Source organism: Xanthomonas sp. SHU 199 (assembly GCF_000364665.1).
In the GTDB taxonomy this organism is placed as follows: domain Bacteria; phylum Pseudomonadota; class Gammaproteobacteria; order Xanthomonadales; family Xanthomonadaceae; genus Xanthomonas_A; species Xanthomonas_A sontii.
The window spans coordinates 1-12,926 of record NZ_AQOI01000106.1; the positions used below are offsets into that span (position 1 = coordinate 1).

A 12,926-nucleotide genomic window follows, 5' to 3' on the forward strand; every position below is an offset into this window, starting at 1 on the left:
AGGCGCACGCCGGCCTGCTGCGAGCCGAGCACGCCCTGCTGGCTCAGCGCGCCGGCCGCGCGCAGGTCGACGTCGTCGCGGGCCACCGCGGTGCCGGCCAGGCTCAGCTGGCCGGCGCTGTCGATCTGCAGGCTGCCGCTCTGCGCGGACAGGGTGCCGCGGCTGACCACGCCCACACCGGCCTCGGTGGCGATCAGGCGGATGCGGTCGGCGTACATGCCGCCCAGGTACGCCACGTCGATGCCGATCGCCGGTGGTGCGCCGTCGCTGCCCGGCAGCACGTCCAGCAGCATGCCGTCGTAGCCGATGCGCTGCGCACCGGCGCTGGCCAGCAGATCCTTGGCCCACACCGAACCGCCCACGCTCAACTGCCGCGACAGCAGATCCAGGCGGTCCACGTTGTACGCATCCAGGCCGTTGCTGCCGACGCTCAGCGCGCCGCCGGTGATGGAGAAACCGTTCAAGGCGCCATCGGCGCCGAGCAGCGGCGTGCCGGTGGCCAGGGTGACGCGCGAGGTGTTGAGGAAGCCGCAGCCGTCGCAGACGATGCCGTTGGGGTTGGCGATCACCAGCTGCGCCTTGGCCCCGGCGATCTCGGTATAGCCCTGCAGGCGGCTGGTGGTGGAGGTGACTTCGTTGAGGATCAGCGTGGCCGCGCCGCTGTTCTTCAGGTTGTCGTTGCCGGCGATGTAGCCGCCCAGTTCGGTCTTGGAGATCTGCGCGCTGTTGTTGAGGATCAGGCCGTTGCTGCCGACGTCGAAGCGCGAATAGCGGTTGTGCGAGACGCCGCGCGCATTGGGGGCGACGATGTCGACCACCGGCACGCCGTTGGCGGCGGCCTGCTGGCCGGGCTGGCGCCCGTCCGGATTGGCGACCGGTGCGACCTGCGCGTACAGCGGCAGCGAGGTCCAGGTGACGGTGCAGCACAGCAGCGCGGCCAGGCCGCGCTTGAGCGGCTCGAGCAGGCAGTGGCGGCGGTCGTCGGTACGGTCCATGTGCATCGTCGTCTCTCTCGTGCCGCACACCGCGGCAAAACCCATCGCGTTGCCTGCCGCCGGCCGGCGGCAGGACGTGTCAGAACTGGTAGATCAGGCGCACGCCGTAGGCCGGCTGCGCGCTGTGGAAGTCGCGCGGTGCGTGCAGGTCCCAGCCGGCGAAGCCATCCCAGCTGAGCCCGCCGCGCGCGCCACGCACGCCGACGAAACCGCCGACCAGGCTGCGCCCGGCCAGGCCGGCGGCGCTGGGCCCGGCGATGCGGCCGGCATCCACGCCCAGGTACGGGGTGATGCCCAGGCGCTGCACCGGCAGGTTGAGGCTGTTGCGCCAGTACGCGCCGCGCTCGGCGCCAAGGGTGCGTTCGCCGTCGAAGCCGCGCACGCTGTAGCGCCCACCCAGGGTGATGAATTCCGAACCCAGCAGCAGTTGCGGGGACGTCTGCGCATGCAGGCTGCTGTCCCAGCTCATCGCCACCGGGCCCAGCGCGAACGGCAGACCGGCGCTGACATCCAGCGTGGTGACGCCGTAGCGGTAGCCGGGGAAGCCCACCGCCGGGTCGTAGCCGGTCCATTGCCCGTCGAACCACGGGGTGCCGCGGCGGTGCCCAAGGCGCGTGTCCAGCTGCAGCTTGCCCAGGTAATGGCGATGGCTGAGGTAGAGCTCGGCGCTGGTGGTGTGGCGGCGCTGGATGCCGATCTCCACACCGTCCAGGTAGCTGCGTGCGGCGCGCTTGGCCACCACCATGCCCAGCGTGGTCTTGCTGGTACCGGTGCGGTGGATCACCCGCTGCAGATCCAGTTGCGCGCTGTCGGAGCTGCCGCTGGACTGGAAGCTCTGGCGAAAGCCGTCCACCTGCTGGTGGTAGCGATACGACGACAGCGACAGCGACAAGGTCCACCAGCCCCACGGCACGCTGTAGGACAGGCTGTTGCCGCGGGTGCCGCGCGCGGCGCCATCGTCCACCAGGTCGTGGTTGTAGCCGATCGAGAGCAGGTCGTTGATGCCCAGCGGTGCATCCAGGGCGAAATCGACGCCGCCCTGGTAGCGCCCGGTCGCCTGCACGCCCGAATCGTCGGCATTGAGCACCGCGCGCCAGCGCCGACTGCGCTGCACGGTGATCAGCAGGTCCGACTCGCCGGGCTGCTCGCCCGGGGCGATATCGATCTTGGCGTCCTGCGACGGCACCCGCTTGAACTGCTCCACGCCCTGCTCGATCGCGCGCAGGTCGAGCACGTCGCCCGGCCGCAGCGGCAGCGCACCGCGCCAGAACACACGGCCGTCCGCCGACTGCACCCGCACCTGGCGCAGGCGCCCGGGCAGCAGTTCGAAGCGCAGCTCACCGCGGGACAGGTCCTGCGCGGGCACGCCGAGGCGGGTGGTGACGAAGCCGCGCGCGACCAGTTGGTCCAGCGCGCGGCGGCGGATCAGGTCGATGCCGGCCGTGCCGATGCAGCGACCTTCGTAGCGACGCAGCGACTGCCACAGCCAGGAAAAGCGCGCCGCGTCGGGACCGCCGCCGCTGAGGCGGACGCGCTGGATCGGGAAGCACAGCGCTTCGGTCGGCAAGGCGATGCTGCGCATGTCCGCCGGGGCTTCGGTCTCGCGCGGGCCCACGAACGGCGCCTGCCGGTCCTGCTCCTGCTGACGCTGGACCTGCTCGGCCTGGCGCAGTTGTTCCTGGCGGTCGAGCGTGCTCGGCGGGTCCTGCGCCTGCGCCATGGGCACGCTGGCGAACAGGCACGCAGCCAGCACAATGCGAGAAGCTCCTTTTCTCCGGCGATCCACTGCGACGTCCCCTGTGACGCTTCCCGCGTTTGCCTGCGGTGCAGGCGCGATCGCGTCGCAGCGCACCAGGCGCCGCGTCGCGCGGTTTTCCATACTTGGAAGTGTGGTGGAAACCACAGCGCGGCGGCATCGGGAGGCTCCCGACACGCTGTCGGTAAATTCCCTGCAAAACAGGCGCTTGCGAGAATTTCATCACCCTCGCAAAGGACTTACGTCACAACTGGCGCGCGATCCACGGCGGCTGCCACACTCTTGGCTCACACCTCGAAGGGCTCGCATGCTGCCGCTCCTCCTCCTGCTGGCCCTGGCCTCGCCCGCTGCGCCCGGCGCCGTGCCCGCCCCCAGCGCCGCGACGCCGACACCGACGGACTGCCGCGCGGCATCGGCCGTGCCGTCCGATACCGACGTCTGCGATCCACGCCGCGGCCTGCTGCATCTGGCCTATCGCGCGGGCCGTGTGGTGCTCCAGCTGCCCGGACGCACACCCGCCGTGCTGGAGACCATTCCGCGCGCCTACGCACCGGAGCGGATCGGCGCCGAACGCGCCATCCGCCTGCTGCCGACCCGGTTGCAGCCGTATCTGGCGCGCGACCGCCTGCTGTACCTGTCCGTGCGCCGGTCTTCGCCCGGGGATGGACACGGCTACTGCGGCGCCGGTGCGGAGATGGCGCTGACCGTGGTCGACCTGCACGGGGCGCCTTCGATCCTGGCGCGGATACCGGTGTCCAGTTGCTTGGACAACATCGACCTGGACGCACTCCACCTCGAGGACCTGACGCCCTACGCCGTGCGCGACGGCCGCCTGCGCATCCGCTTCAGCGCCTATGCCGGCCACGACGATGCCGACCCCATCGAGGCGGTGCTCGCCCCGGACCTGCACGAACTGACGTTCGCGCCCTGAGCGCGGCAGCCCGCCTGCGCCACCGCGCGCCGCGCCTGTCATCGCAACCGGCTAAAATCCGCGGTTCATTTGCCCAGGTTTCCACACCCGATGACGCCGATCGCCCGCACCGCACTGGCCTGCGCCGTGCTCGCCCTGTCCGCCTGCAAGCCGCAGGCGCAGGTCGCCGACCCCACCGCCAAGCCGGCCGCCCCTGCAGCTGCCGCCACGCCCGCAGCTACCACGCCGGGCGCCGCCGACGACAACCTCAACGCAGTGCTGTGGATGCAGCGCTCGGCCGAGTACCAGGCCCTGGCCGAGCAGACCTATCGCGCCGCCGCCGACCGCCTGGATGCGGCGCTCAAGGAGCCGAACTGGGACGCGCTGGTGCCGGAGGAGCGCGGCAACGCCGCCGCCGGGTTGAAGCCAGCGGTGGTGATGGACGTGGACGAAACAGTGCTGGACAACTCGCCGTACCAGGCGCGGCTGATCCGCAACGGCAAGGAATACGACGAGGTCACCTGGGACCAGTGGGTCGCCGAGAAGAAGGCCAAGCCGATCCCCGGCGTGGTCGATTTCGCCAAGGCCGCCACCGCCAAGGGCATCACCGTGCTGTACGTGACCAACCGCGCGGTGCACCTGACCGACGCGACCCTGGCCAACCTGCGCAGCGCCGGCCTGCCGGTGGCCGACAACAGCGTGCTGCTGGGCCTGGGCACGGTGGTCAAGGATTGCGAGCAGAACGGCTCGGAGAAGAACTGCCGGCGCAAGCTGGTCGGCCAGCAGTACCGCGTGCTGATGCAGTTCGGCGACCAGCTCGGCGACTTCGCGCAGGTGGTGGCCAACACCCCGGAGGGCCGCGCGCAGTTGCTGCAGCAGTACCACGACTGGTTCGGCGAGCGCTGGTGGATGCTGCCCAACCCCAGCTACGGGTCCTGGGAGCCGGCACTGTTCAACAACGACTTCACCCAGTCGCGTGCCGCCCGCCACCAGGCCAAGGTGCAGGCGCTGGAGCTGGCGCAGTGAGTCGCGCGCCGCTGGCGCTGGCGCCGCACGAGCGCCTGATCTTCGCCCTCGACGTGCCCGGGCGCAGCGAGGCGCTGGAGTGGATCGAGCGGCTCGGCGATGCGGTGGCGTTCTACAAGATCGGCATGGAACTGCTCGCCTCCGGCGAATACTTCGACGTGCTGGACACGCTGGCCGAACGCGGCAAGCGGGTGTTCGTGGACCTGAAGTTCTTCGACATCCCGGCCACGGTGGGCGGGGTGATCCGGCGGCTGTCGCAGTGGCCGGTGGACTACTGCACCATCCACGGCTGGCACCCGGCGATGATGCAGGCCGCGGCCGAGGCCAACGGCAGCGACATGCGCCTGCTGGCGGTGACCGTGCTGACCTCGATGGGCCGCGCCGACCTGGCATCGATGGGCATCGACCGCGCGCCGGAAGACGTGGTGGTGGAGCGCGCGCTGGCCGCGCAGGCGGCCGGCATCGACGGCGTGATCGCGTCCGGCCAGGAAGCGGCACCGATCCGCCGCGCCACCGGCGCCGGCTTCTCCATCGTCTGCCCCGGCATCCGCCCGGGCGGCCCGGTCGGCGACGACCAGCAGCGTACGGTGGGCGTGGCCCAGGCCTTCGCCGACGGCGCCGACGCGATCGTGGTCGGCCGGCCGATCCGCCAGGCGGCCGATCCGCGTGCTGCCGCCGAGGCGATCCAGCGGGAGATCGCGCTGACATTGGCCGGCGGCGCTGTCAGTTGATTTCAAATCAATGACTTAGAAAGCAACTTCTAAAGCATTGCTTTAGCTTCGGCGTGCCGGTAGCATGCCCAGCGTCCGGCTCTGCCGGAGATGTGCCATACCGTTCTCCGGCTTCGGTCGGATTTGAAGAGGCCCGCGCCTGGTGCGCGTGGCCTCTTTTTTTGTGCCCGCGCGGCGCCGGCCGTGCTCACACAGGCCTGGCCGCGCAATAGCGGTCGATGAAGGCCTGGTGCGGCGGCATCGCGTCGGCGCAATGGCCGATCGTCTGCTCGACGCTGGCCATGAAGCGCTCCAGGTCGGCCTGCGGCACCTGGTCCACCAGCGGATGGTAGGCGCGCGGCAGGATGCCCTGCCCCACCATCACCTGCACCCAGCTGATCTCGGCGAACATTTCCTCGCCGTTGCGGTAGAAGCGACCGCTGTCGCGGAACAGCGCCAGCGTCTCCTGCAGTTCCGGGGTGATCGGCATGCTACGGCAGTGCCGCCAGAACGCGCTGTCGTCGCGCTCGGTGGCGTGGTAGTGCAGCAGCAGGAAGTCGCGGATGCGGTCGAACTCGAAGGCGATGCGCTCGTTGTAGCGCCGCACCAGCACCGGGCTGATGCCCTCGCGCGGGAACAGCTCCAGCAGCTTGGAGATGCCGGACTGGACCAGGTGGATGCTGGTCGATTCCAGCGGCTCCATGAAGCCGCTGGCCAGGCCCAGCGCGATCACGTTGCGGTTCCACACCTGCTTGCGGCGGCCGGTGACGAAGCGCAGCGGCCGCGGATCGGCCAGCGCCGGGCCGTCGAGGTTCGCCAGCAGCGTGGCCGCGGCCTCGTCGTCGCTGATGTGCGCACTGCAGTACACGTAGCCGTTGCCGGTGCGGTGCTGCAGCGGGATGCGCCACTGCCAGCCGGCCGCGCGCGCGGTAGCGCGGGTGTACGGCGTGGGCGGGCCGACCTTGGCGCAAGGCACCGCCAGCGCACGGTCGCACGGCAGCCAATGGCTGAAATCGTGGTAGCCGGTGTGCAGCGCCTGCTCGATCAGCAGGCCGCGGAAGCCGGAGCAATCGATGAACAGGTCGCCGGCGATCGCCTCGCCCGACGCCAGGCGCACCGCGCGCACGTCGCCCGATTCCGGATGCAGCTGCACCTCCTCGACGATGCCCTCGCGCCGGGTCACCCCGCGCTGCTCGGCATAGCGGCGCAGGAAGCCCGCATACAGCGCCGCATCGAAATGGTAGGCGTAGGCGATGTTGGCCAGCGGCGAATTCGGCGGCACGTCGGTGGCCGAAGTCATGAAGCGGTCGCGCTTGGCGGCGACGGTGTTGAGCGTGTAGGCGCCCAGCGGCCTGGCCTTGCCGGCCAGCGCCTGCTTGAACCAGTACTGCTGGAACGGCAGCAACCCGAGCGGATGCCCGATCTCGGTGCCGAAGCCGTGCACGTAGGACGTGCCCGGGCGCTGCCAGTCGGCGAACTCGATGCCGAGCTTGAAGCTGCCCTGGGTGTGGCGCACGAACTCGGCCTCGTTGATGCCGAGCAGGTTGTTGAAGGCCTTGATGTGCGGCACGGTGGCCTCGCCGACGCCGACGATGCCGATCTGCTCGGACTCGATCAAGGTGATGCGGTAGTCGGGGCCCAGCACACGCGCCAGCGCGGCAGCGGCCATCCAGCCGGCGGTGCCGCCGCCGACGATGACCAGGTTGCGGAGAGGGGCGGCGATCATGCGTGCAGGGTCCTGTACCGAGGAAAGAGGCGACCGCAAACGCGGACGGGGCCACGCGGCCCCGTCCGTTGAAACCCCACGCGCGCCGGTCGGGCACGCGCGTGGGCCATGCGGTGGATCAGAACTTGGCGCCGATCTCGAAGGTCACCGTCCGCGGCACGTACATGATGTCGCCGGTCTTGTTGATGGTGATGTTCGGATCGAAACGGCCATCGGAGCCGAAATCGTTGTACGAGTACGACGCGTAGTTCTTGAAGTTGAAGGCGTTGAGCAGGTTCACGCGCGCGGTCAACTTGAAGTCGTTGTACACGGTGAAGTCCTTGGTCGCCTGGAAGTCGACCGTGCGGTAGCCCCAGATCTTGCCGCCGACCAGGAACTTGCCGCTGCCCGGCGGCACCGCCGCCACCTGCTGGCAGGTCGCGCCATCCGCATCGATGTGGCCGTAGCAGGCGATGGTGTTGATCGGCTCCGGCGTCGCCAGCACCACCTTAGCGCCGAAGGTCAGGCCCCACGGACCGTCGATCGAGCCGGAGGCGACGAAGCGGTGCGCCGACACGGCATCGGACTTCACGAACGGATAGTCGTGGATGGTCGCCTTGTCGAACGCGTACGGCTCGTCGATGTTGCGGTTCTGACGCGCGCTGGTGTGGGTGTACGACAGGGTCAGACCCCAGCCCGATTCCTTGGTGTACGGCTTGTCGGCCGACAGCAGCACCTGGCTGCTGCGCTGCTCCAGGCCATTCATGCCCAGGATCGTGTTCTGGTAGCCCGGCACCGGCTGGCCCCACGGGGCGCTGCCGTTCTGGAAGTAGGAACCATCCGGGTAGCGGTTGATCAGCGACATCGCGAAGCCGTCGTAGCTGAGCACGCGCTGGAAGGTCACGTCGGTCTGCCAGTCGCCGACCTGGTTGGTGATGCCGATGCTGTACTGGTCGCTGTACGGCGTCTTCAGGTGGTTGTTGAACATGAACAGTTCGGCGCTGCCACTGACGCCGGGGATGGTGTTCAACTGGTCAACGCCATTGAGGTAGCGCGGATCCCACGCGGTGCAGACGCGGTCGCTGCGGTAGCACTGGCCGGTGGCCGGGTTCTGGAAGTACACCGCGACCGGCGACAGCGCGGCCTTGCTGGTTTCCAGCGCCAGCTGTTCGAACAGGTTGCGATCGTAGGAGCGGCCGGCGCCACCGTGCAGCACCGAGCTCTCGTCGCCGAAGAAGTCGTAGGAGAAGCCCAGGCGCGGTGCCCAGCCATCCTTGAAGTTCTTGCGGTTGCGACCGGTGCTGATGTAGTCGGCGGCGTTGATGCCGCTGGGCAGCAGGCGGTTGGCCCAGGGCTGGCCCGGGTTGGCCGGATCGTTGGAGTACAACGCGTTGACGAAGGCCTGCGAGGTGACGAAGTCGGTGTAGGCCGGGCTGTCCTCGTAGTCCCAACGCACGCCGACGTTGATCATCAGCTTGTCGGTCGCCGCCCAGTCGTCCTGGATGTAGATGCCGTACTGCTTGGACGGCGACTCCACCGTGGCCTTCTGGCCGGGGGTGTTGTACGGCGCGACGTAGTCCACGCGATACGGCGTGGCGGCGACGCCGTTGTTGTTGACCGCATAGCTGAACTGCGGGTTGAGCGCAGCGGCATCTTGCGAGGTCAGCTTGATGTCCTTGTAGCTGACGCCCATCTTGATGGTGTGCTCGCCATGCCACTGGAAGCTGGTGAAGGTCAGGTCGTTCTGCAGGAACCAGCCCTTCTGGCTCTTGCGCTGCACGTTCAGACCGCCGGCGGAGCCGGTTTCCAGGAAGGTGTATTCGTCCACATCGGTGGAGCCGGCGCGGGGCGCCAGATACTTGTAGACGATGCCGTTGCCGATGCTCTTCGGATTCGGGTTGTTCTCCGAGTCCTCGGTACCGACGATCAGCTCGTTGAACCAGTTGTCGGCGCTGTGCTGCCAACGGATGTTGGCGCGCTTGTCCTTGTTGATCTTGTTGGTGCCGTGTTCCGGCGTGCTGGTGCCGCCGACGTTGCCGGTCTGGGTCTCGTCGCGGTACTGGCCGCTCAGTTCGATGCGATCGCGATCGGTCGGTTCAAAATCGATCTTGCCGAAGTACAGGTCCTCGGTGAACGGCATGTTGGCCGCACCGAACTGGCTCGACAGGTTGGACGGCAGCAGGCCGACGTACGGCTGCGCCGTGTTGTCCGCCTGCACGCTCTTCGGCACCACGTTCTCCTTGCCTTCGTAGGCGACGAAGAAGTGCATGCGGTCCTGGATGATCGGGCCGCCCAGGGCGAAGCCGTATTCCTTGGTCTGCGAATCGATCTTGCCGTTCGCTTCGTCGGGACGCTTGTCGCGCAGATCCTGGTCGGTGTAACGGTAGAAGGCTTCGCCGTGGAACTCGTTGGTGCCGGACTTGGTGGCCGCGGTGATCGCCGCGCCGCTGATCTGGCCGTACTCCGCCTTGTAGTTGGAGGTGATGACCTTGTACTCGCCGATCGCCAGCTGCGGGAACGGGTTGCCCTGGGTGTCGCTCTGGCCGGCGATGCCGCCGCCCTTGACGTAGCTCTTCTGGCCGACGCCGTCGATGTACAGGTTGCCGGCGCTGGCATTGGACGCACCGCCGCGCAGCTTGGTGTTCCCGTTGCCGTCGATCTGGAACACCATGCCCGGCACAGTGTCGGCGAACTCCAGGAAGTTGCGGGTGGCCTGCGGCAGCTGCTGGATCTGGTGCAGCGACACCACGTTGCCCACTTCCGAGGTCTTGACGTCCTTCAGCAGCGGCGCGCTGACGGTGACGGTGTCCAGGGTGGTCGCGTTGCCGCCAGCGGCGGCGGTGCCGGCGTCGAGATCGACGGTGGACGAGGACGCGACCTGCAGGGTCACCGTCTTGGTGACGCCGTTGGCCTCGACCTTGTAGGTGCCCGGCGGCAGGCCGACCACGGTGTAGTTGCCGTTAGCGGCGATCGGCGCGCGACGCACCGAGCCGGTGGCGACGTTGGTGACGGTGACTTCGGTGCCGGCCTGGGCGGCGGCGACCTGGCCGCGCAGGGTCGCGCTGCTGGACTGGGCCATCGCCGGCATGGTGGCGAACAGGCAGGTGGCCAGCGCGCAGCACAGCAGGCTGCGTGCGGGCAGGTTGGAGGCGGAACGCGATTTCTTCATGACGAAAGCCCTCCCAGGGCGGTCAACGGGATCATTGTTGTGTTCTTCTAGGTGGTGCAAAAAACGACATCGGTGCTGCATGCGTCGGTGTCAGTCCATGGCGGTCCCTCGCTGGGCACTGGAGGCACGAACGATGAGTTGCGGGGCGATCGCATTGGCCGCTGCCGCCGACGCCACCGGAGCGGCATGCGGCTCCAGCGCACCGAGCAGCAGTTGCATGGCGCGGGCGCCGAAGCCGGCGATGTCCACGCGCATGGTCGTCAGGGCCGGATGCACGTAGCGTGCCATCGGCACGTCGTCGAAGCCGGCCAGGGCGATGTCCTCGGGCACGCGCAGCCCGGCATGGGTGAAGGCGAACAGGCAGCCCAGCGCCATCATGTCGTTGGCGGCGAACACCACGTCCGGCCGCTGCCCCTGCAGCAGGGCTTCGCCGGCGCGGTACCCGGAGGCCTCGTCGAAGGCGCCGGGCAGCACCAGCGGTGCCACCTGCGGGCAGCGCGCGCGCAGTTCGTCGCGGTAGCCGCGCAGGCGTTCGCGCGCATCGAAGTTGTCGTCCGGCCCGGCGATGAAGGCGATGCGGCGATGGCCCACGTCCAGCAGGTGGCGGGTCATGGCGCGTGCGCCGCCGTAGTTGTCCACGTTGAGCACCTGCGCCTCGCCGATGCGCTCGGCGCAGTTCATCAGCACCGCCGGCAGCGCGCCGGGCAGCATGTCGGCCGGGTCCTCGGCATCGCTGGCCAGGGACGGCGACATGATCAGCAGTCCGTCGACGCGCCCGGGCATGCGCCGCACCGCCAGCCGCTGCTGCTCCGGCTCGCCGTGGTAGCTGGACACCAGCAGGTGCAGGCCGCGCTCGCGCGCCACCGTGTCGATGCCGCGGATCAGTTCGGAGAAGAACTCGCCGTGCAGGTCCGGCAGCACCACGCCGATGGTGTGGGTGCGGCGGCTACTCAGGCTGCGCGCGGCGTGGTGCGGCACGTAGTGCAGGGTGCGCGCGGCTTCCAGCACGCGCGCGCGCACCGACTCGGCCACGTGCTGATGGCCGTTCATGGTGCGCGACACGGTGGCCACCGAGACGTTGGCCAGGCGCGCCACGTCCTTGATGGTGATGTTGGCGCGCGCATCCGGCGCCGGCACGGGGGGCGGACTCACCAGCGTGCCTCCAGGGTCCGGAACGGCTTGGACAGGGTCACGCCGCCGGCGTCGTAGTGGTCGATCCGGCGGCCGTCCACGCGCACCTGGGTCGGCCGCGTGCGCGTCGGCCAGACCACGCGCACGGCGGTGCCTGCGCGCAGGCCGCTGTCGAGTTCGACGCGCAGCCGCCCGTCGCGCTGGCGCGCACGCAGGCCGAGCGTGCCGTAGGCGGTGGGCAGGCGCTGCACGGCCAGGCCATCGTCGGCGAGCCAGGCTGGCGGCACGCCGGGCAGCAGCACCAGCGCATCGTCGCCCTCGTGCATGAGCATGCCGAACAGGGCGCGCGCGTACTCGGCGCCGATCCAGGTATGCGGCATGTCGCCCAGGTAGCGCGGGAAGCGCAGCCGCGACTGCACCACCTCGGCCAGCACCTGCCATTCGAACGGGCGGCGGTCGCGCAGCAGGTCCTGCAGCAGTTCGTCGGCCACCTGCGGCTGGTCCAGATGCACGTAGGTCAGCACGTTGCGCATCTCGTACGGGGTGTAGGCCCACAGCGCATTGGGTTGCTTGCGCTGGCGCACGTCTTCCAGATAGCGCGCAAAGGTGGTGCGCAGCGCCGCCTCCGGCAGCAGGTCCTGCTGGCCGGTGGGATCCAGCGCGATCGAGACGCTGGTCGGATCGCCGTCGCCCAGGTCGGCCGCGGCGGGAATGTAGTCCGCGCCCTTCCACGCCATGGTGGCGCGGATGGAAGCGGCCAGCGAGCTGCGCAGCGCCGCGTACTGTTCGCGCGCCCAGGCGGCGGTGGCGGCATCGCCCAGCGAGTCGGCCAGCCAGGCGCCGTCGTGCCAGCCCTTCAGCGCCCAGTAGTCGTCCCAGTAGCTGTGGGTGGGGCTGGAATAGCCTTCGTGGCTGATCGACGGGGCGAGGATGCCGCGGAAGCGTTCCGGCGCCGGCTGCTCGGCCATGTAGCCGGGCACCAGGGTGCGCTCGCGCAGTTCCTGCAGGAACTGCATCGCCAGCTTCACCTTCGGCAGGTAGGCGCGCACGCTTTCCGGGCCGCCGTCCAGCCGCGCGACGTCGGCAACCAGGGTGATGTACTCGCCCTGGCTGTCGTACTCCAGGTCCGAGCCGAAGCCATCGTTGACGCTGCCGTCGTCGTTGAGGATCGGCGAGACCAGCCCGTTCGGGTGCACCGCATGGTCGCTGTACCACTGCAGGTAGTCGCGCGCGACCTGCGCCTGGCCCATCCGCAGCAGGATCGCCGAGGTGGCCATGCCGTCGCGGATGAAGGAGCGGTTGTAGTTGCGCGGCCCCGGCTGCATCGCCGGGCCGGTCTGGTTGATCAGCATGTACGCGGCCTGCGCGCGCAGCATGTCCACCAGACTGGCGTCGGGCAGGCGCAGGCCGACGTTGCCCAGGCGCTGCTGCCAGTCCGCGGAGACCTGCTCGGCCAGCGCGTCGAAGCTGCGGCCCGCGTCGCCGCGGCCGGCGGCGAGCAGCGCGTCGCGGTCCAGCGGCGGC

8 protein-coding genes and 1 pseudogene are annotated in these 12,926 nt (G+C 69.3%); 3 read left to right on the forward strand and 6 right to left on the reverse strand.

The window, feature by feature from the left end; all coding sequences use genetic code 11:
* Together D183_RS0105025 and D183_RS0105030 are read right to left on the reverse strand one after the other, a co-directional pair.
* A partial coding sequence (locus D183_RS0105025) for a filamentous hemagglutinin N-terminal domain-containing protein (protein ID WP_026144204.1) occupies nt 1-995 on the reverse strand: 995 nt, incomplete at its 3' end.
* Nucleotides 996-1,074: 79 nt separating this feature from the next.
* Nucleotides 1,075-2,715, reverse strand: a complete 1,641-nt coding sequence (locus D183_RS0105030) for a ShlB/FhaC/HecB family hemolysin secretion/activation protein (RefSeq protein WP_198527642.1) — start codon at nt 2,713-2,715, stop codon at nt 1,075-1,077.
* Nucleotides 2,716-3,058: 343 nt separating this feature from the next.
* Between D183_RS0105030 and D183_RS0105035 the strand changes: the two genes are divergently transcribed.
* From D183_RS0105035 to pyrF, 3 genes are all read left to right on the forward strand, one after another.
* Nucleotides 3,059-3,682, forward strand: a complete 624-nt coding sequence (locus tag D183_RS0105035; RefSeq protein ID WP_017908035.1) for a hypothetical protein — start codon at nt 3,059-3,061, stop codon at nt 3,680-3,682.
* Nucleotides 3,683-3,772: 90 nt separating this feature from the next.
* A complete protein-coding gene (locus D183_RS0105040) occupies nt 3,773-4,687 on the forward strand; it encodes a 5'-nucleotidase, lipoprotein e(P4) family (RefSeq protein WP_017908036.1) in 915 nt (304 codons plus the stop codon).
* A complete protein-coding gene (gene pyrF, locus D183_RS0105045) occupies nt 4,684-5,418 on the forward strand; it encodes an orotidine-5'-phosphate decarboxylase (RefSeq protein WP_017908037.1) in 735 nt (244 codons plus the stop codon). The genes D183_RS0105040 and pyrF overlap by 4 nt, the downstream gene beginning before the upstream one ends.
* A 187-nt stretch (nt 5,419-5,605) precedes the next feature.
* Here the strand turns inward: pyrF and D183_RS0105050 are convergent, their stop codons facing one another.
* The 4 genes and pseudogenes from D183_RS0105050 to D183_RS0105065 form a co-directional block, all read right to left on the reverse strand.
* Complete coding sequence (locus D183_RS0105050; protein WP_017908038.1) at nt 5,606-7,123, reverse strand: tryptophan halogenase family protein; 1,518 nt, start codon at nt 7,121-7,123, stop codon at nt 5,606-5,608.
* Between the two features lie 118 nt (nt 7,124-7,241).
* Nucleotides 7,242-10,271 carry a TonB-dependent receptor gene (locus D183_RS0105055; protein ID WP_017908039.1) on the reverse strand — a complete coding sequence of 1,010 codons (3,030 nt, stop codon included), beginning with the start codon at nt 10,269-10,271 and terminating at the stop codon, nt 7,242-7,244.
* 90 nt (nt 10,272-10,361) lie between these two features.
* A complete protein-coding gene (locus D183_RS0105060; RefSeq protein ID WP_017908040.1) occupies nt 10,362-11,408 on the reverse strand; it encodes a LacI family DNA-binding transcriptional regulator in 1,047 nt (348 codons plus the stop codon).
* An 11-nt stretch (nt 11,409-11,419) separates the two neighbouring features.
* Nucleotides 11,420-12,926 (reverse strand): annotated as a pseudogene (locus D183_RS0105065) (discoidin domain-containing protein); the annotation flags it as partial.

Excerpts from the sequence above, each read along its gene's own strand:
- D183_RS0105050 (WP_017908038.1), bottom strand. The coding sequence starts at position 7,123 with ATGATCGCCGCCCCTCTCCGCAACCTGGTCATCGTCGGCGGCGGCACC.
- D183_RS0105035 (WP_017908035.1), top strand. The coding sequence starts at position 3,059 with ATGCTGCCGCTCCTCCTCCTGCTGGCCCTGGCCTCGCCCGCTGCGCCC.
- D183_RS0105055 (WP_017908039.1), bottom strand. The coding sequence starts at position 10,271 with ATGAAGAAATCGCGTTCCGCCTCCAACCTGCCCGCACGCAGCCTGCTG.
- D183_RS0105030 (WP_198527642.1), bottom strand. The coding sequence starts at position 2,715 with ATGGCGCAGGCGCAGGACCCGCCGAGCACGCTCGACCGCCAGGAACAA.
- D183_RS0105040 (WP_017908036.1), top strand. The coding sequence starts at position 3,773 with ATGACGCCGATCGCCCGCACCGCACTGGCCTGCGCCGTGCTCGCCCTG.